The organism is Edaphocola flava, from assembly GCF_004118155.1.
Classification (GTDB): Bacteria; Bacteroidota; Bacteroidia; order Chitinophagales; family Chitinophagaceae; genus Edaphocola; species Edaphocola flava.
In genome coordinates, this window is record NZ_SAIQ01000005.1 from 245,913 (window position 1) to 266,571 (window position 20,659).

The window sequence follows — 20,659 nt, forward strand, 5'->3', positions numbered from 1 at the left end:
TATTGTATATTTATTGAGAAGGTGGGTTCGTCCAGTTGGCAATCGGACCAGTGTATGGGAATTTGCCGGAGCCATTCAGGTCAGTCCATGATGCGGTAAGAGATACACTACCTCTTGTATCAGGAGTAGGCGGTTCAAAGCTGATAATAGCAATAGTCAGGGTCATCAGACCAGAAGTCAGTACCTGGTTTGTAACAATCGTGTTCTGTGGGTTCAGGAAGATACCGGAAACAGGGTTTAACTGTCCGGCAGAGTTGTTAAACGTAACCTTTACCTGGTCGTAGTTATCGCCAAATACGATTACGGTTGCCACCAGGTAACCCAGGCCATAGCCGATTTGTTTGGTATACGTGGCAGGGCCGCCATCTTTCTGCAGCGCCTGGTAGTCCAGCGTTTCGTTGAGTTGTGCAATGTGGTTGTTCATGTTGGATTGTTTGAAAATGATGAAAATGAAAAATTAATTTTAAGAAGGAGGGTTAGTCCAGGTAGCAATCGGACCATTATAAGGCGTTTTACCAGTACCGTTCAGGTTGGTCCAGTAGGCACTTAATGATACGCTACCTTTATTGTCGGGAGTAGGCGGTTCAAGGCTTATCGAAGTGATCGTCAACGTCATCAGACCTGCATTCAGCACCTGGTCTGTAACTGTTGTATTCTGCGGACTCAGGAAGATGCCCGATGTCGGTGATAACTGTCCGGCAGAGTTGTTAAACGTAACTTTTACCTGGTCATAATTGTCACCAAAAACAAGTACCGTTGCGGCCAGGTAGCTTAGGCCGTAACCGATCTGTTTGGTGTACGTTGCCGGGCCGCCGAGTGCCCTCAGTGCCAGTAAATCTAAGGTCTCGAATTCTTGTGAGATGTTGTTATTCATTTGGAATTGCATTTAAGAAGTTATAATATTTAGTAAAGCACGGAAATAGCAGGCTGCTGTACAAGGGTGTATTAACGGGTTCTCTTATGGTATTTTTCCCGTTATTGTGTGTTTTTGTTGACCGCCCTTCTCTTAGGTTAATGGATCGCGGAAAAACAAAAAGAGCAGTCGGTGACGACTGCTCTTTTTGTTGAGAATATATTTATCATCCGGGAAGCTGCCCCCGTTTTTTTAAGAATTTTCCGATCTGTTCCTTTTCTGCTTTTGTCTTAATACATACAAGTACAGGCTCTCTACCTTAGCCCTCGCCCAGGGAGTCTTCCGGAGAAACTTTAAAGAGGAATTAATGCTTGGATTACTCGTAAAGCAATTGATATTGATTTGCTCACCAAGTCCTTCGAAACCTTCGTAATATTCTACCAGCTCTTCCAGGATGGTGTCGAGTCTTATGCCGTGCAATGGGTCTTTGGATTGTTCCATAATATGGTTGTCCTTAATGGACGATATGATTATTAATACTGCAAAAGTACTGATGAGATTATTTATTTGGCAGTTTTTGTCTGTATATTATTTGAGAAATATGCAATGTCTTATAATTAAGTGGCCAGACCTATAATGCAATTCCGATAGATTTCTCCTGGTTTACAGACAATATTTTAAAATCAATTAATGCTTCAAATACAAAAAAGATAGCAAGACTGACCATTTGAATACAATTCAAAAGAAGTTGCCCACATTAAACTAAACAAAAAAAGCTGAGGTATATACTTCAGCTTTGATTAATTTCTGACGATTAGAATGCTAACCGGTTATTTTCAAGGATTTAATGTGCCCATTAGAAAATTGAAAATTATATTTCAATACAATCGGGCTTCCTGGAAATGTTCCTGAAACCTTAGCTGATAAAATGTTTTCACTTTCATCATAATCTAATGGCTCCATAGTTGCCTTATATTCTTTATTGGCTTTGTCAATCCAGCTTTGAATTTCGGTTTTTCCGGTATGGCTTTTGCCTTCATCAAATACTTCCGCATGCTCTGCGAAACAATCTGCGTAAGCCTTACTGTTAAATTCGTTTTGTGCTTTTACAAGTTCTGCGATAATGTTTGGTAAATTCATTTTGTTATATTTTAAGATGATTAAATAGTTGGTATTGTACCGCCGTCGATAACAAATTCAGTTCCTGTTAGATAATTGGCTCTCGGTGAAACAAGAAAACCAACCAGTTCTGCTACTTCTTCAGGTTCGGCTGGCCTTCCAAAAGGGATTCCCCCTAATGCGTCCACCACACCCTGTTGAGCCTCCTCTATAGAAACGTTTGCATTCCGGGCAATTGTTTCCAACCACACTTTTACATTTTCGGTTCTTATCCATCCCGGAGAAACGGTTAGTACACGGACACCTTTAGGGCTAACCTCGTTCGATAAACTTTTACTGTAGTTTCTCAATCCCGCTTTTGCAGCTGCATAGGGTAAAGTAGAATCGTATAGTGGTAATTTCCCCTGTATTGAGGCAACGTGAATAATGATACCGGCTTTTCGTTCGATCATTTGTGGTAAAAATCCTCTGTCCAGTCTAACCGGAGCCAGCAAGTTGGTTTGTAGTGTTGATTCCCAGTCTTCATCGCTGAGTGTTGCAAACCCGCCTGCAGGCGTAGAAGATCCGCCAAGGTTGTTCACAAGGATGTCAAGTTGCCCATAAGTCGACAAGGCTTCATTGATTACTAATTGAGTGCCTTCTACCTTACTTAAATCGGCTGAAATAAAATGTAGATGGTTATTTTCCTTTTCTGGCGCGTTTCTTGCGGTAATAATCACTGTTGCTCCAGCCTGAAATAGTCTTTCTGCAATGGCCTTTCCGGCTCCTTTTGTGCCTCCTGTAACCAATGCGATCCTGCCTGATAACTCGTTGTTGAAATTGGATTGTTCCATTTTTAGAATTTTTTATAGGACAAAATTGGAGGATAAAAACAGTTTGGACAAGTACGGAGTTACGATTCATATAGGGATAAATTTTTCTCCTATTGAACAAATCGGAACATACCTTAATTTTGAAATATGTATGAGAGAAAAATAATTCCCAACCTGAACTGTGGTCTTGATCTTATAGGCGAGGTATTATATGGCAAATGGAAAATCCGCTTGCTTTGGTTTATTGATCAAGGATATAAACGCCCAAGTGAACTGCAGCGTAAAATTCCGGATGCTTCGCGAAGGGTTTTAAATATCCAATTGAAAGAACTGGAGGACCATGAGCTTGTTACAAAAACAATTTATCCAGTTGTTCCACCAAAAGTAGAATATGCCCTCACAGATTTTGGTAAGAGCTTGATTCCAGTAATTTCTTCATTGGGAATATGGGGTGACGAACACGAAGAGAGACTGAAAAGAGTAATCTTAAAGAGGATTGAAAATAATCGATCTGATGAATTATAGTACTCATGGATTCAATTTAATAAATGGGTTCATTCTTTTGAAACTTTTAAAAATTAGCAAGCTAGGGGAGTGCAACTCCAACTGTTTTATGGGATTAAAGCTTAATAACTTCTATCCGGTTTGAGTCTATCGATAAACTACAATGCCTGTAAATAGTGTATTTACAGGCATTGTGTATTTATGCAATATCGTCTTTTGCGAACTGGATGGGGCTTTAATCGAACTTCTGTAAAAGCGGTCTCTGGAATAACTCTTTTCTTTCATAAAAGGGAATCAGGTATTTAAAATCCCAGGGAGGCTGTCTCGAATGGTACAGCCTCCCTGGGATAGATATAAATGAGATATTAAATTCTATGGATTACTTTTTGATGAATATCTGGTATTTGATTACCTTTTTATCTTCATGAGTAACTACGATATAGTATACACCATTTGACAAAGCTGAAATATTCATACGCACTAGCGGCTCATTTGGTGTAACCGTTCTTGTCTGCAGTTTCTGGCCCAGTGTATTAATAATGTTGATAACAGCACTTTCCGCAAGTCCATCTATCATCAGTTCATCTGAAGCCGGGTTTGGATAAACAGATACGGAATGCTCTTTGTCTAAGGTGATCAGTATCGTGCTGCTATAGTGGAAGCTACCATTCTGATCTAATTGCATTAACCTGTAGAAGTTTTTACCGGTTACAGCATCCTTATCCATGAAATTGTAGTCGAGCTTTACATTACTATTGCCATTTTCTGCTTTAGTATTTACAAATTCGACAGTACTCCAGCTGTTTCCGTCGTTGCTTCTTTCTACATTGAATCCTTTATTATTGCGCTCCATTGTTGTCGACCAGTCAAGTTGCACGCCTGTATTAACTTTAGCTGCTTTGAAAGAAAGCATGTTAACGGTTAATGGCGTAGAGTTGACAATGCCAAAGTTCTTGTTGTTTACATTGCTTGTGCCCATAATTACAGTCAATGATCCGTCCGGCGTTCCATCACCGCTGCCTGTATTATTATTACCATTCTCGCCGGTAGTGTTCCAACCTGCTGGAGGTGTTGTATTGATTGGCGTGGTTTGCACTTTTGTGCCCAGCGGGTATTGCTGTGTAGACAGTTTAACCGTATAGGTCTGGTTAGATGATGCCTGTAGTGTATAACTTCCATTAGCTGCAACAAGCGAAGAATCAACTATGATATTATTACTGTTGACCAGGTACACATACAAAGGCGCGGGTAATGTGGTAAAATTTTCTCCGGCATTGATGATCGTATTGCTGTTACCATCGTTAAACACGCTTCCGCTGATCTCCAGGCTACCACAGGGCGTTACGGTCAACGTTGTGATTATGATACTGTCACAGAAATATTGTGTTGCGCCAATTAATGTGTCTGAATACGTACCGCTGGAGGTATAGCATGCTTTTTCACTGGCATGAATTGTTCTAGCACCTATGTCTGGATGAACGATACATACCGAATCGCCGGCACAAATGCTTAGGCTTTGAGTACTAACCGGTATTGGGCGAATGAGGAATGTCTGTGTGCTAAAACTATTGGAACATCCTCCAGCACCAATAATATCGTAACGGAAAACGCTGTTTAAAGCACTGCCTGTCTGCTGTATGGTTCCCGCAGTGGCATTAAAGTTAAAGCCTGATCCTGACAGGTATGTCCAGGCGCCACCTGCATCACCGACTTGTGATTGGTAACCATCCAGAGGTAATACGGAGGTTTCGTTTGCACAGAGATTATTTGTATCGGTGCTACCGGCTCGTTTACAGCTTATACCAAAATTCCTGTTGAGCAATGGGGTTGTACCCACGTTTCCCTGAATAATGCCATTGGGATTGGCATCGCCAAAACCCGAGTTGCTGGTATTCTCACCTGTTGTTACATAACCTGTAGGTGGTGTATGGTCAATCGGTGTGCTCACAATATTGGCATTGATCGCATATTGCAGCGTCGAAAGGTGTAGGGTAAATCCGCTATTATTTACAGCATCAACAGTATAAGTTCCGTTCGCTGCCACATAAGCGGAGTCAATAATGATGTTTGAGTTATTAACCAGATATATATATAGTTGAACGGGCAGAACAGAAAAGTTTTCGCCAGCGTTGATTATGGTATTGCGGTTATCATCTCTGAATACAGTACCGCTGATCGTTGTCTGGGCTTGTGCTTCTTCAGCCAGTCCCATCGTTAAGACCATCAGGCAAGATAATACCAGTGACTTTTTTAGCCTCGATAAAAAATAAAGTTGTTCCATGATTGTTTGATATTGGGTGAATTTATCGGTCGAAGATATATTGAAATTATATCTGTCAAATAAAAGTAGGGTAATACCTGAATGAACATATTGAAGAAATACGTAACTTTTAGTTTATGATTATAGCATTGATAAAAGTCAAAAATATAGCTGTACTCATCATTGTCATATCAATAAAAAAATCACATTATCCGCCAGAGTTGTTAGCGCAACCCCGACATTTCTCCCTGGTAAACTTGTGAAACGTCAGAGATGTATTTCATGTATTATGGTGATTCTTGCACTAGGAATTGGATTTTACTTCAAAGCCTGTGATGGAGTATTTTAGTAAACATGGCGAGGTTATTTTACTCCCTAAAGATGTGAGCCAGCAAATCGGAAAATGTGTTGGGCGATGGCAGAACAATGCACGGTACAAATATTCTACTGATACAGTAGTACAATATATAGGTGCGGCATAATAATCATTCTTAATCTTTAAATGGAGAAGATGAAAACACAATAGCAAAGGGCGATACTTAAACTGTACCGCCCTCATATTGTTTTTAACCAAAAAGGTTAAATATATTTCATATATTAACTATTGGATAACAGCGTCGTATTGATATTTTATTGACCTTTGCATAACATACCCCGAATTATGCCTTTCTGTGGGCTTTCAATATAGCAGATTTACTGTATTACATTTTCGATGCCAAAGTTAGCTTTGGTTTTTTTGTTTCCATAGAATTGAAGTCTTGATCAAACTTCATGACTATCGAGACAACAATTAGGATGCGAATGAGATGTTTAATTTACAATTAAAAAGAATATATGGAAACAAACAAAGATGTATTTAATTACAATGGCATACAATTTGCCTTTACCAACGATGGAGATAAGATTAACGTAGCAAACGGATGTATCCTTGACCTCAATCTTGTTGATATTCATTTTGTGAACTCTTTTACAAGTGTTTACTCAAGGCTTGCTGACAATAAAAAAGTTGAATTAAAACCTATCAGAGTAAAAATGAGCAAGCTACTAATGTTAGATGGGTCAAAGGTTAATCCAGTTTCACTAATTACTAATGCTTGGCCAACGGAATTAGCAGAGAAGATATACAGAGTATATAGCAAGGCTTACAAAGAATTGCGTGAAATAATATCCGATTTTGAGTTACAATACATACATGAGAAGAATGTGCCTAGTGTTGACACCATAGAGTTAATTGCTCATGCTGGGGATAGCACAGAATTACTAACATGCCAAGTCGATCCCACTTTGTTGGATTTATTACTCTATAGCCGAGAAATTTCATAAAAGTTTAAAGGTGCTACATAATAGTAGCACCTTAATTTTAGTATTGTCTTGGTACTAATGCTCGCTGGGTAAAAGCATTACATTCTGCTCAACCCATATTACCGCTTCGTCATACTTGAAGTCGGAGAACGGAATCATATTGCTGTCCATCTCTACATTTCCGTCACTTACTGTTATTTTAAATTGAGTATCAGCTACATGCTTTAAGGTAACACTAGAAAATCCTTGTCCGGGTTCTTGTAATGCAGTTGATAGTACGCATTACCACCTCTGTAATAAACCAAAAGCACTCACCCTTTTCAGCTAATGCTTTTACTCCGTCTGTACAAAAATAGCTGCCAAATACTTTTTAATAGTTCTCAGTAGCTCTTTTTTTATTACTTGGTTTGATATTTCTTATTTGATGATTTAGCTTAACATTACTATCGAATGCTTTGATTAAAATATGCCTTATTAAACCGAACGATTGAATCTATCTTTCTGCCAGCTCCAACAGGATTAAATCCTAATTCAATACAAGAGCTGGTTAGTACTTCACCTGCAAAACCTGCACCATAAATATCAGTTGTTCCACTCTTTGCTTGTGATATTGCAATTTTTTTGAATTTTTCAGACTGAGTTAACTCTAAAATCTTATGAACCTGTTCAATTGTAGAAATATTTGGAAGATGTTGCAATTCATTTAAATAATTTTTACTGTAAAATGTGTATCCAAATACATCTTTATCTGCTATTGCGCTTGAATAGATTTTATCAGCAGATTCTAGGTCATTTATGAGTTGTGTAATAAGGTTGTATTGTATTACTTTATTTTTATCAATACGTTTAACTATCCAATACCCTTGATGATTGTTTTTATTGAAGTCTATGTTAACGACTTTTAATAGATATGTTTCATTACTCTTTTTAATAAGCTCAATTTTGCTTTTTAAAATATCTGATGCCATTGCATTATTGCAGTCAAAGTTAATATTACAACTCGTTACATTAATGGTGTCCTGGTTTTGATTAGCCATATACATTTCTACATCTGTAGTCAGAAAGTAATAGGGCTGTTCATAAATCATAATATTTTTTACTTTACAAGATGCATTGGTCAATAGAAAAAGAACTATGATATATGAGGTGAGATTTCTTAGGTTTTTCATAATTCTTATGGTTGTTTCTTTGTTAAAGTAAGGATGAACATATTGAGTGGAAGGATTAGGAAACTTAAAAGCCACAGGTAATAACCTATTTGTAAAGTAATCTGATTTCTCGTATCAAAAAGGAACTTGAAATCATTTAGATAAAACAAAGGGAAAGTTAGTCCTGAGAGTAAAAGTCCTATTACTGATTGTTTGCCAAATTTTTTATTTTTGGCTAACTTGACAACTGAACTGTACAAGAAAAAATTTGAACACCAACATAAAAAGTATGGCCACATTTTGGGCATTGCGATTAAATATGGTCCCGACACTAATACCCTTATCCCGCTTCTGCCGGAAATTGCTGGGCAAAAGCAGGATATTAGGTAAATGATTACAATTGTAATTATGATGTTTTTTTTATTTAGCACTAAGTTAATTTTAAGGACAACCTAAAAGTAGCTTTAATTGTTGTAAACTGATGTTTCCTTCCAAATAATCTCTTACCATTAGCCATTCAGCTCTTACTGCATAGCTTGGGATAGTAAAGTAATTTGCTTGTCCTTGATTTGAATTTACAAAATTAATAACACTTTGCTGTATTGCTCCCCAAACTGCATCTGCATCATGAAATCCGAAATAATGGTCAAATGGATTTTGATTGCCTAATGCAACATACCAGTCAAAACATCTGTCAACTCCAGCAGTATAGAATTGCCATGTTCCATCTGTTTGTTGTTGTATCCCAAATCTTCTGTTTCCGGCAACTGGATGTGTTCCATCTAATGGCGTTGCCATTGTTGTAAACGTAAACCAGTATGTTTGCTCAAATATATCTACATGGTAATCAGTTAGAATGACAGTGCCATTATCTGTCATTCTAATTCGTATCATACTTCCAAGCGAGTTTTCTTCTGCACTGTTAAAGGTTGAAGTCTCATTAATATTTACTGTGCCGGGAATAGAATGTATATATGGGGTAAAAGATGCATCGCCTGATAGCATTGTTGGATGTGACAAATTTTTTCTAAAATATTCTAAAAACTCTAAAGGAGTCATTGTAACACCATTTGCATTTTTAGGCAATTGTTGGATATGTACAGGGAAATAATCCATGTTTACAACTCCAATACCATCTTGAACTCTCTGAATAAATGTATTACTCGGAGAATAGCTTGGGCCATTATTGTTAGCGACCCAGTTAACTTTATCCAATACAGATTGTGGTGGAGTGTATGAAGCAATATTCTGTAGGGCAGGTAATTGATCCTCCATAGCATTAATATCAGCACAAGAAATGATGCCAAATGGTTTTTCAGACACAAATGCTTGTAATGCCGTTTTACGGTTATTAATAAAACCATTGCCATCTCTGAAATTTCCTGCTAGTACAGGATCATTGGCCGATGTACTAGGATTTATTACCCAAAGCATGCCTAAGTCTTCTTGTTCAAACCCTGGTGCTGAATGTGGTTGATTAAAGTATGGATCAGCCATTCTCGGATTACCTGTGCCGCCACCGCCACCTGAACCACCTTCGCCCGGAGGAATATTGTAGCCACCGCCACCAGTGTATGGAGGGTAAAAAGCATCATCATTTGCCATACCATCACCTGCTGTTAGGTTCCTGAAAAAGTCTCCAACTCGTTCCAATGTTCTTCTGATCCAGCCAGATCCGCCTCCTCTGTTTGGGTTTGGAGGGCAATCATATGGTCCTCTTCTTAAAGTTGATGGTGGATGTGGGTTTTCATCAATCAATCCATCACCATTAATGATGAAGTCTCCGTTCTGAACAGCACATTGCTCCCAGCCCGGTGTGAGGGCAGTAACTTCATCATAGTATTTGGACAATCGATTGTTAGCAAACTCCTGACGATACACCGTCCAGCTCTCCACATCAATAATGTCTTCAACCGCATTGTAATTGTTTGTTTCAAAAGAACCACTGCTTGCAATAATGTGACGCAGGTAAACTTTCATTTCAACATCAGGATTGCTACTTTTTACTGCGTAAATATATCTGCGTCTGTCTTCAGAAATAGGGAAACGCAGAACTTTAGAGCCATCACCGTATTCTTGTGTTTCTGATTCATTTGTATAAAATACAGCCTGATCTCCTAAATTGTACAAAACTGATTGAGGTAATTTTTCCAGAATCTCATCAAAAGAGAACTTCTTAAAATCAATCTCTCCATTCATCTTTTTAGGTGCAGTTTTGGGATCGGCGGGCTTCTTGCAGCCATTAATGGCCAAAAAAGCAACCGTCAAAAGGCTTAACCCCATTAGCCAAATCTTCTTGTTCATAGTTAAAAATTATTTAAAAATTGGCGCAAAGATATAGGGGTTATAGCGACGTGGTATTTATTTCCTTGTTAAATGAAATAAAATTATTTATTTCATTTATAATTTCATGAACACTACAAACAAAAGTAATGCATAAGTAGTTTACTTTTTTTATTTAGCTACCTGTAATATTAGGAGAGACGTTTTGCTTACCTATGGAGTTTAATAAATGAGTCGATTGCTATATTATTTTGATAAAGATATGATAGGAGTTAATGCATTCATAGCATTGTTTTGGTCAATTTCTTAGATTTGTGAAAATGTAAACCTCATGGCTAACGAATTAATAAATATAGATACAGGCGCTGCCTTAATTGGCGGTGCTGCTTATGTTGCAAAAGACTTTTTTAAAGTGCTTATGAAAACACCTGCTGAAGAACTTGCTGGGATGATTGGTGATAAATTAAGGGAAAGGAGAGCATTTTTGCAGATTAAGAGTTTAAACAGGTTGAAGGAAAAGTGTGCAAAGAAGGTTATCGACCCCAAAGAAATAAATATGAAGGTATTGTACCCGTATTTGGAATCCATTTCATTAGAAGAGGATGAGACACTTCAAGAAGCGTGGGCTAATTTGATGGCTAACTATGTTGACCCTAATAAGAATCTTCATATTGGTGTTTATCCCAGTGTGTTAAAGGAGTTGTCAACGATTGAATTAACTATTTTGCAAGACATGGTAAAAGGACAACTGTATTCTACCAAAGCTGATGCAACAACGACAAGCAATATATTTGCTGCTGATGTTTGCTCAAATCTTGAACGATTAGGGATTATTAAAGAGCAATTATTAGACCCTTCATTCAATAAGCGGCGTTTTGATACTCATTTATTAGATATACAAAAGGAAATCAAAGGCAGTGGTTGGTACGAAATAACAAATTTCGGCAAACAATTTGTAAATGCTTGTAAAGAGGACTAATTATGGCAGATAATAAACTAGATATATCTTCTACAGCGGCAGAAAAGGCTATTGATATGGTAAGTGGCTTTTTGAAGAGCATTGTGAAGGAGCCGTTACAAGAACTCGGCGGGATGCTTACTGATAGGATTAGAGTGCATAGGGCATTTCTGCAAGCTAAGAATGTAGCTAAGGTTAAAGACAAATGTGAAAAGGCGGGGATCAATCCTAAACAATTGAACATGAAAGTACTTGTTCCTTATCTGGACGCAGCCGCACTAGAAGAAGATGAAATATTGCAGGAAGTTTGGGCAAATTTGCTAACAAATTACCTTGATCCGAACAAAACACTAAATACAACTGTGTACCCAAGTATTTTAAAAGACCTTTCATCTATAGAAGTGAAAGTTTTAGAATATCTTTTTAAATATGAAAAAGAAATGATTCGTTTAAGCGATCAAGTTGATTTTCCCCAAAAGGTCACAACAGAAATCGCTTCTAACTTAGAGAGGATTGGACTAATAAAAGAAGAAATGCTTTTTAGTGAAGGTTACGCAGTAAAAAAGGGCGATAGATATGACATTACACCTGATAAAATATTAGGAACAAGACGTTATGTAATGACAAATTTTGGCAGAGAGTTTGTAAAAGCATGTACAAGAGATGGGCAGTAAGCAAACACCCACTGCCCAATTCCTTTAAACTATCTTACCCCTCTAGGATCGCCATATCCTGTATCATTTTGCTTGTGAGTACATCTGCATAGGCATCAAGGGTTTGTTTAATATTGGTGTGTCCAACCATCTTGCTTACTGTTTCAATAGGTACTCCCATACTTAAACTAAGCGTTGCAAAGGTCTTTCTGCCTACGTGTGTTGTAAGTTCAAGGCTAAAGCCACATATATCGGCAATCTCCTTTAAATAGCAGTTCATCTTTTGATTGCACTTTACAGGTAGCTTCCAGTTGTATTTTTCAAATATCAGCTCTGCCTTGCAAAGTAGGGGAACAATAAAGGGAACTTTGGTCTTTTGCCTGTAGCGTACAATAAAGTGCCGATCTTCCACCAACTTTACACTATCCTTTGTAAATGCACATAAGTCAGCAAAAGACATACCGGAATAGCATTGTAATAAAAAGAAGTCCTTTACGAAATCTAAGCGAGGGCTATTGAAATCCTTAGCTTCTAGCCTAGCCAGTTCTTCTTCTGTTAAGAATAGTATGGGCTTTTTGATAAATTTCTTTGATTTGTGTCTCAAAAATGGGGTATAGCCTAAGTACTCATTATCTACTGCATACTTAAACAGCATCTTAACTCCTTTCACATAGCGTATTACAGTGTTGTTGTCGTAATCATTTTTCCAAGATCAGCTTCATACCCTGTTAAATTAGCAAGTGAAATCCTGGTAAGCTCAACATCATGGACATTTAATTCCCTATGTATGTACTCTGCAAACCGCCTGCACATGGTCTGATACCTTTTGAATGTAGCTACGGCGTTGTCTTTATTGCCTTTTACAGTGTCTAAGTAATCAGTAATAAGTTGCTTTAGTGTGGTGACTTTAGGCTCGCATTGAGCAGTTATTTCATACTTGGGGAAGATCAGGTTTTTTAGAGCGAGCGAGGTAATTTCTTCTTCCCGTTCAAGGAGTGTAGTTACAGCTTGGTCAAAGTCTGAGATTATCTTTTCAAGCCGTGCATTGTAGCTTTTATGTAATGAGTTATTTGATTTGACTACTTCTTTTCTTCTCGTTCCACTCTTCTTCTTTTAGTTTTATTCCTAAGCTTGTTTCAAATTTCTTACCATTTGCAAGGATTCGGCAGTGCAACGGAGAAAGCCCTTTTTGTTTTTTTGCTGTATATAGCCAGAAGCGGCATTTAAGCCCTTTCATATTAGAAAAATTTAATAGTTACGATTTTTGAATTTTCAGTTACGATTTAGTTACGATTTTCAAAAACATAGCTATTACGGAGGCTTTAACGCAAATACCCTTAAAAACGAGATAAGAAGGGTGAAAACGTTATCAAGACTGTATTTGGACGCGGAAAAGTGAGGATTAGGGGCATAAAAAAAGGCAGCACGATTAACGTGCCACCTATCTTTTGTGGAATCGGCGGGATTCGAACCCGCGTCCAAACACCGATTGAAGAAGTTTTCTACATGCTTATTCCGATTATTAATTGTCGGCGAATAACAGGAAACGAACAAACCAATTATAAGCTTAGCTGGATAGTCTTATGCAGTAATCACAGCCTGGTACTGCAGCATCTCGCGTTTTTTGTTGAGTCGGCGGCGGAGCTTGGTAGCGAAAACACCTGCTCGGGCGGCCCTAATGACTACATAATCACTGATTACGCAGCCATGGCATACTGAGTATTGCCATATAAAGTTCGAACCTTCATATTTACGTGCTAATGGTACAACGCACGGCATGCTTACGCTTCCCCCGTCCTGTGCTGTCAAAACCAGTCGACCCCAATTTTGCGCATCAAGCCTTACGGGCTCAAAGAACTAGATACAAAGGTACAATTTGTTCTGCTAATAAAAATTAAAAAATAATTTGCAGCCCGGGCAACCTTTTGCCCTTAATATGCATTTATATAGTAAAGGCATTCAGGAATTAAATCATTCATGCAGCATCACTACGCGAAAGACGAGTACAAAGTATACCAGGATAGCAGGAGCGGGAAACCGGCAGCACAGCAATGGCTGTATGCTGCATATTATCCCATGGTGGTTGCGGTATGCCTGCGCTATATCGATACTCGTTCTGATGCGGAAGAAGTAGTCGCCGATAGCTTTATCCGGTTTTTTGATGCGGTGAAAGATTCCTTCCGGTATAATGGGGAGGGCAGCCTGAAGGCTTATCTGAAAAAGATCACGGTGAATCAGGCATTAATGTTCCTGCGTAAGCAAAGACTGGTATTTGAAGAAGTGGAGGAGCGGCATGAGCAGCTGGCAGATATAGACCTGGATGCATTGGATCAGCTGGCTGCAAAGGATATCCTTAAAGCCGTACAGCAGTTACCAGCCGGGTATCGTACGGTATTCAATATGTACGTTATAGAAGGCTATACCCATGCAGAGATTGCGGATGCCTTGCAGATTGCCGAAGCGACTTCGAAAACCCAGCTGATGAAAGCAAAATTGCAATTACAAAAAATACTCACTAGGTATGAAAGATATGTTTGAGGAAAAGCTGGGCAGCCGCCTGCAGGAACTGGAGCAGGATGCCGGCATAGGCGATATGCTGGATAAGGAGGCCATCTGGAAGCGTATAGAGGCCGGGCAGCTACCTGTAATCAAGCGGAGCTGGAGGCCGCGAATCATGCAACTGGCTGCAGCATTGATCTGCTGTCTGGGCATTGGTTTACTGATCAGATATCAGCGGCAAACAACAACTATAGCGCATACCCATGCAGTGGCAACAGTAGTCCCTGTTTCATCGCCGGAAGCGGCAATTGCTGTAGACAAGGACATTACCCCAAAAGAAGAAACCACGGTACTTCCGGGCAAAGTAATGAGAACAGCCCGCGGACCTGAAGCAACACTTGCTGCTGTGCCGAAAGAGCAGGTTCCGGTTCATAAGAATGGACTCCTCTCTTCAGAGCACAAAGCACCGGATATACTCACGGAGCAACCCTTTAAAAGAGAACAGGCAGAGGCTCCACAGCTGGCCGTCATGTACCTGAGTGATCTGGATAAAGAAAGTCCTGCGGTGCCGATGCCCCGTAAATCCCGTGAATCGGGTCGGGTAGCACGATATGTAAAAAGTAACCTGGAAGAATATGCATCATCCCTCCCGCCAAGGGTCGTTATAAACCAAATTTTAAGCAAATAAACCATGAAGATGAAAATCCTTTTAGCCGGGCTGTGTTGCAGCCTGTTGGCCACAACTATGTCTGCGCAGGAACAAGCCGGACGCTTTAAACTGGATACCGTACAGAGAAGAATAACACTGCAAAAAGACTTACCAGGTAAGGGTAAGGTACTGGTGCAGATGGCCTTTGCTGCTGACTGGCAGGGAGATGCAGAAATGCAGCACCTGGCTGCAGTAGCCGCGACACAGCTGGAGCACCTGAAGCCTTCTTTTAAAGATGCCCTGGCACAAAAGAAAGTGTACCTGGAATTGCCGCAGGATGAGTCTTATACGAAGATAGGCTATGAAGAGATCCTGCCGGAACATAAGGAAATGGTCTACACTAATAATCGTTATCATTCTCTAAAGACAGTACAGGATACGGTATTTATCCTGAAGCATTACGGACAATACAATAAGGCACTCACCCTTTCGGAAAATACGGATACCTTTAAACGCAGTATCCTCTACACCTTTGTGCTGAATGATGTAGCTGCTTTCGATGCTGCACCAATGAAGGACAGTATAGCACAGGTCGCCCCATTCTTCACTAATTATCTGAATGATCCGCGCAGGAAATATGAACTTAAAAACCAAAGCCGCAGCTGGCGCACCTTTATGGATTCGGAAGTCGGTCTGACTTATTTTAATGATCGCCTGGGCTTGGCTATGGATGCAGGTTATGGCGTTTTATTCAACAGGTATTCTCCCAGATCTTTTTTTGTAATGGCAAAGCTGGGCTTGATCGCGAACTTCCGCTATCCTATAGGACAGTCCAATACATACCTCAGTTACAATGTAGAATTCGGATCTGCTGATATGAGCACAGATCGGGGGTTATGTAACCGCTATGCTATCGGTTTAGGTTTTTTCCAGGGTACGTTTAATCCTAAGCGGGGAACGCCAAGTGCATTGCAGATACCGAATATGTTCCGTATGTATATAAATATTCCTGTAGCACCAAAGCTTAACCTGGGCCTGGACCTGTATAGCAATTTTATCCTGAAGCAAGACAATCCCAATCGTGCAGGCATGATCGGATTATACCTTAAATATAACCTTTAGCATTTTTCTTTATCCCCTTGAGAAAACAACAGGGTGCCATTTGCGGCACCCTTAATTATTAATGCGCTACAGGCGTACACAGTTCAATCAAAAATCCATTGATATCTCTTACATAAGCAACAGTCTGTCCCCAGGGCTTTACTGCCGGGGCGGCATACAGGCTGGCACCTGCTGCAATGGCTTTCTCTATCATAGCAGACACATCATCCGTCACAAAACCCAGCTCTATCGCAAAAGGTTTTTGCGCTGCATCCGCATGCACAAATCCGTTTGGAAGATTGCTACCGGCCAGGGTTTCCGAAGCAAAAGACAGGGTAGTAGGCCCTGTTTGCAGCTCCCCGTAATCATTGTCCGGACTGATGAATGTGCGTTCAAATCCGAAGGCCGCTTCATAAAAGGTAATCGCCTTCGTGACATCTGGAACATATAAAATAGTATACTTGAACTGGATCATCTTTTTGGATCAAATATACTCCTTCAAAAGCAAAATGGAGACCATTCGGTCTCCATTTAAAATGTATAAGATGAACCTTAGCGTTTAAGATGCTTCAGGTTGATGATCTCTTGTTTGGTCAGGAAGCGCCATTGTCCACGCTTCAGATTTTTCTTAGTCAGTCCGGCATACATCACACGGTCCAGCTTCTCCACCTCATAACCCAGGTGTTCGAAGATACGGCGTACGATACGGTTTTTACCACTGTGGATTTCTATACCGATCTCATTTTTCTGCTCCAGGTAAGCCAGTTGATCTACTTTAGTTACCCCGTCTTCCAGTTCCAGTCCGCCAAGAATCTTTTCAAAATCATTCGCTGCAACATTTTTGTTCAGCGTTACCTGATAGATCTTGCGGTTCTCATATTTAGGATGCGATAATTGTTGTGCAACGTCACCATCATTGGTCAGCAATAACAGACCAGTTGTATTGCGGTCCAGGCGACCTACAGGGAATACGCGCTCATCAATATTATCACCGAATATATCCATTACTGTTTTACGGCCTTTAGGATCATCAGTTGTCGTAATAAATCCTTTTGGTTTGTTCAGCAGCACATATACCAGGTTCTTCTGTACCTTCAGTTCTTTACCTTCCATCTGCACGATGTCGCCAGAATTGATCTTCAGACCCGGTTCCATCACCACTTTACTGTTTACAGTAACCTTACCTTCCTTAATCAGTTCCACAGCATCTCTGCGGCTGCATACACCACAATGAGCAATATACTTATTCAGCGGCATGGCTTCTGTTGCTACAGATGGCGTTTGCTGCTCTGTAGTCACCCCTTTATTGCCATTGGTATCATAGGCCTTGGCCTGCGGGTGCTCATAGTCAAAATGCTCTTTGAAAGCATCTTCAGGGCGCTTATGCTCTCTTTTGAACGGACGATCTTTAGGACCGCCTTTCTCTCCTTTGAAATCGCGATCTCTTGATTTGAAATCTTTTCTATCTCCGCGATCAGCGTCTCTGTTACCAAACTCGCGTTTAGGACCAAAGTCTCTGTCTCTTGGTTTGAAGTCTTTTCTATCTCCGCGATCCGCGTCTCTGTTGCCAAACTCACGTTTAGGACCAAAGTCTCTGTCTCTTGGTTTGAAGTCTTTTCTATCTCCGCGATCGGAGTCTCTGTTACCAAACTCACGTTTAGGGCCAAAGTCTCTGTCTCTTGGTTTGAAATCTTTTCTATCTCCGCGATCGGAGTCTCTGTTACCAAACTCACGTTTAGGACCAAAGTCTCTGTCTCTTGGTTTGAAGTCTTTTCTATCTCCGCGATCGGAGTCTTTGTTGCCATACTCACGTTTAGGACCAAAGTCACGATCTCTTGATTTGAAATCTTTTCTGTCTCCGCGATCCGCGTCTCTGTTGCCAAACTCACGTTTAGGTCCGAAGTCTCTGTCTCTTGGTTTGAAATCTTTTCTGTCTCCACGATCAGCGTCTCTGTTGCCAAACTCACGTTTAGGTCCGAAGTCTCTGTCTCTTGGTTTGAAATCTTTTCTGTCTCCGCGATCAGCGTCTCTGTTGCCAGATTCGCGTTTAGGGCCAAAATTGCTGTCTTTTGACTTGAAACCACCTCTGTCGCCGGAGTTAAAGTCTTTTCTTCCCGGTTTGAAATCTTTTTTCTCCCCGTCTTTACCACGGAAGCCACCATCGTCTGCTTTTTTGCCATAAGCTTTAGCAGGGCGATTGGTTACATCCTTATTATTGGCTTCAAAACGACGGGCACTCTTTTCGCTATTGCGTTTAGGATGTGTATTGTCCTGGTCAAAGTTTTTCCAGAAGTCCTTACGGTCCTTTTCAGAAAACTTTTGGCGGGCCGCATCACGTTCCTTTTGAAATTCGTCCTGAATAGAAGCGCTATCCGTGTTTTTACTCGAAAATTTTTTATTCATATAAGAAATATACAAAGGCCTGTACGTTTATCGCACAGGCAATCCTTTTTGAAAATTATGCATTTGGTTGTTCGTGATCGATATTGGCCAGCTGACCACATGCGGCATCAATGTCCTTGCCACGGCTCCTTCTTAGGCGGGCATTAACTCTGTGCTTGGCCAGGTAGTCCATGAAGCGGTCGGTAACTGCTTCATTTGGCTTTTTGAAATCAGCCATTTCGATCGGGTTATATTCAATGATGTTCACCAGGTCGGCAGGGATCTGACGGAATACTTTTACCAGATCAGCAGCATCTTCTAGGCTGTCGTTAAACTCTGAGAAGAGAATATACTCCAGCGTGATTTCGCTTTTGGTCTTCTGGTAAAAATAATTCAGGGCCTCGATCAGCGATTTAAGGTCATTCGATTCATTGATCGGCATGATCTCGTTACGCTTTTGATCATTGGCAGCGTGCAGACTCAGGGCCAGTTTGAAACGGACACCATCATCTCCCAGCTGACGAATCATTTTAGCTACACCGGCTGTAGATACTGTAATACGGCGCGGGCTCATGCCCAGACCTTCCGGTGCGGTAATGCGTTCCACTGCCTGCATCATGTTTTTATAGTTGAGCAAAGGTTCGCCCATACCCATAAATACAATATTGCTCAGCTTTCGTCCGAAATGTTTTTCAGATTGCTCGTTCAGAAGCGTTACTTCATCCACAATCTCATCCCAGTCCAGGTTACGCATACGCTTCATATATCCCGTAGCGCAGAACTTACAGCTAAGGCTGCAACCCACCTGTGAAGATACGCAGGCAGTAGTTCTGGTGTCGGTAGGGATCAGAACCCCTTCTACATAGCGGTTGTCGTGCAGGCGGAAACGGCTTTTTACCGTACCATCTTCACTGAATTGACTATGATCGACGCTGACTTTAGGAATATAGAAAAGCTCATGCAGTTTGTTTCTGAGCTCTTTGGAAATGTTGCTCATTTCCTCGATTGATCCGATATTTTTTTGCCAAATCCATTCTTTGATCTGCTTGATCCGGAATTTTGGCTCCCCCCACTCCGTGAGGGTCTTTTCGAGCACCTCTATGGGTATGTGTCGCAGATTTTCCATCTGTGATAAATTAAATTTTTGCAAATGTACGACATTTCCTGGTTTTACCGCATATCTATCCTCTATTAAGCTGTTAAAATATTAAACAGGTTATTTATATTGCCGCAAAGCGTCCTGTAAGGCCTGTTTTACCCTGTCTACCAGGGCTGCGGGCTGCAATATTTTTACATATGCCCCATGAGACAGGAGCTCGAGGATAAAATCCTGGGTAAGGTGCACTTTCAGAGAGATGCGCAGTTCCTCCTCTGTATCGATCAGTATCTTTTGAGAATGATGGAAGGGCATAGTCTTTACATAATTGCCCGATACCGCATTGAAGGATAGGATCGTTTCTTCCAAAGCCTCATTATTCGGTTTCATGATACCGAATGCGTGCTGGAAGTAGGTTTCCGGCAGTAGCTGTTTATCCTTTTTGTATTTTTTTGTAGAGATCAGCAGGTTGTCCATACGATCCAGTCCGAAAGTGCGGATATCCTGTTCTACGGTATCCAGTGCAAGCAGGTACCAGCGGTGCTTGTACTCCTTCAGCAGCAATGGCTGGGCATTGCGGCGCTGGGGTTTATCTTCATAAAATTTTTTATAATCAAATGCCAGTTCTCTTTGCTGCGAAATGGCCTGTAGTATGGTACGGAAAAACTCGAGACCCTGAGGTCGCCGTTTTTCAAACTGTACTTTGTTGGGTATATCCTGGGTAAACTGCAGTGCATTGAAGGTGCTGAATGCCTCCAGCAGCCGCTGATGCACATCTTCCGGACTATCATCCTCGCTGATGTAATATTGATTCTCCTTGTTGTTGTACTGGATGTCCAGCTTGAACAGGGAGAAGATCGCCTCCTTGTCTCTCAGAAAGGTACGGTTCGATACAATATAGTTCAGACCGTCCTGCTCGGATTTGATGGAGAGGTAATCATTAATCTCATCCAGCGATGCCGGTTTTTTCAATAAGAAATTAACGATATGGAGGTAGCGGTGAAAGACGTCGAGTTTAGCCACAGATGAATGTTTTTTTA

The 20,659-nt window shown here is 40.5% G+C and carries 21 protein-coding genes, 1 other RNA gene and 2 pseudogenes; 7 read left to right on the forward strand and 17 right to left on the reverse strand.

Annotated elements, in window-relative coordinates:
- Positions 1 to 10 precede the first annotated feature (10 nt).
- The 5 genes from EMP01_RS14785 to EMP01_RS14805 form a co-directional block, all read right to left on the reverse strand.
- Positions 11 to 424: a hypothetical protein gene (locus EMP01_RS14785; protein WP_129022333.1), complete on the reverse strand. Its 414-nt coding sequence runs from the start codon at positions 422 to 424 to the stop codon at positions 11 to 13.
- Between the two features lie 39 nt (positions 425 to 463).
- A complete protein-coding gene (locus EMP01_RS14790; protein WP_129022334.1) occupies positions 464 to 874 on the reverse strand; it encodes a hypothetical protein in 411 nt (136 codons plus the stop codon).
- 231 nt (positions 875 to 1,105) lie between these two features.
- The gene (locus EMP01_RS14795) at positions 1,106 to 1,354 is read right to left on the reverse strand and encodes a VF530 family protein (protein ID WP_129022335.1); all 249 of its coding nucleotides are present in this window, start codon (positions 1,352 to 1,354) and stop codon (positions 1,106 to 1,108) included.
- A 321-nt stretch (positions 1,355 to 1,675) separates the two neighbouring features.
- Positions 1,676 to 1,993 carry a nuclear transport factor 2 family protein gene (locus EMP01_RS14800; protein WP_129022336.1) on the reverse strand — a complete coding sequence of 106 codons (318 nt, stop codon included), beginning with the start codon at positions 1,991 to 1,993 and terminating at the stop codon, positions 1,676 to 1,678.
- 20 nt (positions 1,994 to 2,013) lie between these two features.
- Positions 2,014 to 2,805, reverse strand: a complete 792-nt coding sequence (locus tag EMP01_RS14805; RefSeq protein WP_129022337.1) for an SDR family oxidoreductase — start codon at positions 2,803 to 2,805, stop codon at positions 2,014 to 2,016.
- Positions 2,806 to 2,931: 126 nt separating this feature from the next.
- Between EMP01_RS14805 and EMP01_RS14810 the strand changes: the two genes are divergently transcribed.
- Positions 2,932 to 3,309 carry a winged helix-turn-helix transcriptional regulator gene (locus EMP01_RS14810; RefSeq protein WP_129022338.1) on the forward strand — a complete coding sequence of 126 codons (378 nt, stop codon included), beginning with the start codon at positions 2,932 to 2,934 and terminating at the stop codon, positions 3,307 to 3,309.
- Positions 3,310 to 3,667: 358 nt separating this feature from the next.
- Here EMP01_RS14810 and EMP01_RS14815 read toward each other — a convergent pair whose 3' ends face one another.
- Positions 3,668 to 5,569: a T9SS type A sorting domain-containing protein gene (locus EMP01_RS14815; protein ID WP_129022339.1), complete on the reverse strand. Its 1,902-nt coding sequence runs from the start codon at positions 5,567 to 5,569 to the stop codon at positions 3,668 to 3,670.
- Between the two features lie 813 nt (positions 5,570 to 6,382).
- On the opposite strand from EMP01_RS14815, the gene EMP01_RS14820 reads away from it, so the two are divergent.
- On the forward strand, positions 6,383 to 6,871 hold the full coding sequence (locus EMP01_RS14820) for a hypothetical protein (RefSeq protein ID WP_129022340.1): 489 nt from the start codon (positions 6,383 to 6,385) through the stop codon (positions 6,869 to 6,871).
- Positions 6,872 to 6,925: 54 nt separating this feature from the next.
- Here the strand turns inward: EMP01_RS14820 and EMP01_RS15800 are convergent.
- The 4 genes and pseudogenes from EMP01_RS15800 to EMP01_RS15640 form a co-directional block, all read right to left on the reverse strand.
- Positions 6,926 to 7,084: pseudogene (locus EMP01_RS15800) on the reverse strand (DUF6876 family protein); the annotation flags it as partial.
- A gap of 1 nt (position 7,085) precedes the next feature.
- Positions 7,086 to 7,196, reverse strand: a pseudogene (locus tag EMP01_RS15805) (DUF6876 family protein); the annotation flags it as partial.
- A gap of 97 nt (positions 7,197 to 7,293) precedes the next feature.
- On the reverse strand, positions 7,294 to 8,019 hold the full coding sequence (locus EMP01_RS14825; protein WP_129022341.1) for a hypothetical protein: 726 nt from the start codon (positions 8,017 to 8,019) through the stop codon (positions 7,294 to 7,296).
- 420 nt (positions 8,020 to 8,439) lie between these two features.
- Positions 8,440 to 10,302, reverse strand: a complete 1,863-nt coding sequence (locus tag EMP01_RS15640; RefSeq protein WP_129022342.1) for a hypothetical protein — start codon at positions 10,300 to 10,302, stop codon at positions 8,440 to 8,442.
- Positions 10,303 to 10,612: 310 nt separating this feature from the next.
- Between EMP01_RS15640 and EMP01_RS14835 the strand changes: the two genes are divergently transcribed.
- Positions 10,613 to 11,260 carry an Abi-alpha family protein gene (locus EMP01_RS14835; protein WP_129022343.1) on the forward strand — a complete coding sequence of 216 codons (648 nt, stop codon included), beginning with the start codon at positions 10,613 to 10,615 and terminating at the stop codon, positions 11,258 to 11,260.
- Between the two features lie 2 nt (positions 11,261 to 11,262).
- Complete coding sequence (locus tag EMP01_RS14840) at positions 11,263 to 11,913, forward strand: Abi-alpha family protein (protein ID WP_129022344.1); 651 nt, start codon at positions 11,263 to 11,265, stop codon at positions 11,911 to 11,913.
- 34 nt (positions 11,914 to 11,947) lie between these two features.
- On the opposite strand, the gene EMP01_RS14845 is transcribed toward EMP01_RS14840, so the two are convergent.
- The 3 genes from EMP01_RS14845 to ssrA all read right to left on the reverse strand — a co-directional run bounded on the left by EMP01_RS14845 (position 11,948) and on the right by ssrA (position 13,715).
- Positions 11,948 to 12,562: a site-specific integrase gene (locus EMP01_RS14845; protein WP_129022345.1), complete on the reverse strand. Its 615-nt coding sequence runs from the start codon at positions 12,560 to 12,562 to the stop codon at positions 11,948 to 11,950.
- 396 nt (positions 12,563 to 12,958) lie between these two features.
- Positions 12,959 to 13,129: an Arm DNA-binding domain-containing protein gene (locus EMP01_RS14855; RefSeq protein WP_129022346.1), complete on the reverse strand. Its 171-nt coding sequence runs from the start codon at positions 13,127 to 13,129 to the stop codon at positions 12,959 to 12,961.
- A gap of 211 nt (positions 13,130 to 13,340) precedes the next feature.
- Positions 13,341 to 13,715, reverse strand: a transfer-messenger RNA (tmRNA) gene (gene ssrA / locus EMP01_RS14860).
- Between the two features lie 154 nt (positions 13,716 to 13,869).
- Between ssrA and EMP01_RS14865 the strand changes: the two genes are divergently transcribed.
- Genes EMP01_RS14865 through EMP01_RS14875 form a run of 3 tightly spaced genes read left to right on the forward strand, consistent with a single transcriptional unit; the run spans position 13,870 to position 16,162 of the window.
- Positions 13,870 to 14,430, forward strand: coding sequence for an RNA polymerase sigma factor (locus tag EMP01_RS14865; protein WP_129022347.1), 561 nt, complete (start codon positions 13,870 to 13,872; stop codon positions 14,428 to 14,430).
- Positions 14,414 to 15,079 (forward strand): hypothetical protein, encoded by a 666-nt coding sequence (locus EMP01_RS14870; RefSeq protein WP_129022348.1) that lies wholly within the window; start codon positions 14,414 to 14,416, stop codon positions 15,077 to 15,079. Before EMP01_RS14865 ends, EMP01_RS14870 begins: the two co-directional genes overlap by 17 nt.
- A gap of 9 nt (positions 15,080 to 15,088) precedes the next feature.
- Complete coding sequence (locus EMP01_RS14875) at positions 15,089 to 16,162, forward strand: hypothetical protein (protein ID WP_129022349.1); 1,074 nt, start codon at positions 15,089 to 15,091, stop codon at positions 16,160 to 16,162.
- A 58-nt stretch (positions 16,163 to 16,220) separates the two neighbouring features.
- Here EMP01_RS14875 and EMP01_RS14880 read toward each other — a convergent pair whose 3' ends face one another.
- The 4 genes from EMP01_RS14880 to EMP01_RS14895 all read right to left on the reverse strand — a co-directional run bounded on the left by EMP01_RS14880 (position 16,221) and on the right by EMP01_RS14895 (position 20,642).
- Positions 16,221 to 16,616 carry a VOC family protein gene (locus EMP01_RS14880; RefSeq protein WP_129022350.1) on the reverse strand — a complete coding sequence of 132 codons (396 nt, stop codon included), beginning with the start codon at positions 16,614 to 16,616 and terminating at the stop codon, positions 16,221 to 16,223.
- 77 nt (positions 16,617 to 16,693) lie between these two features.
- Positions 16,694 to 18,544 carry a pseudouridine synthase gene (locus EMP01_RS15740; RefSeq protein ID WP_129022351.1) on the reverse strand — a complete coding sequence of 617 codons (1,851 nt, stop codon included), beginning with the start codon at positions 18,542 to 18,544 and terminating at the stop codon, positions 16,694 to 16,696.
- Positions 18,545 to 18,599: 55 nt separating this feature from the next.
- Positions 18,600 to 19,649 carry a 23S rRNA (adenine(2503)-C(2))-methyltransferase RlmN gene (gene rlmN / locus EMP01_RS14890; RefSeq protein ID WP_129022352.1) on the reverse strand — a complete coding sequence of 350 codons (1,050 nt, stop codon included), beginning with the start codon at positions 19,647 to 19,649 and terminating at the stop codon, positions 18,600 to 18,602.
- A 90-nt stretch (positions 19,650 to 19,739) separates the two neighbouring features.
- Positions 19,740 to 20,642, reverse strand: a complete 903-nt coding sequence (locus EMP01_RS14895) for a helix-turn-helix transcriptional regulator (protein WP_161971346.1) — start codon at positions 20,640 to 20,642, stop codon at positions 19,740 to 19,742.
- Between the last annotated feature and the right edge of the window lie 17 nt (positions 20,643 to 20,659).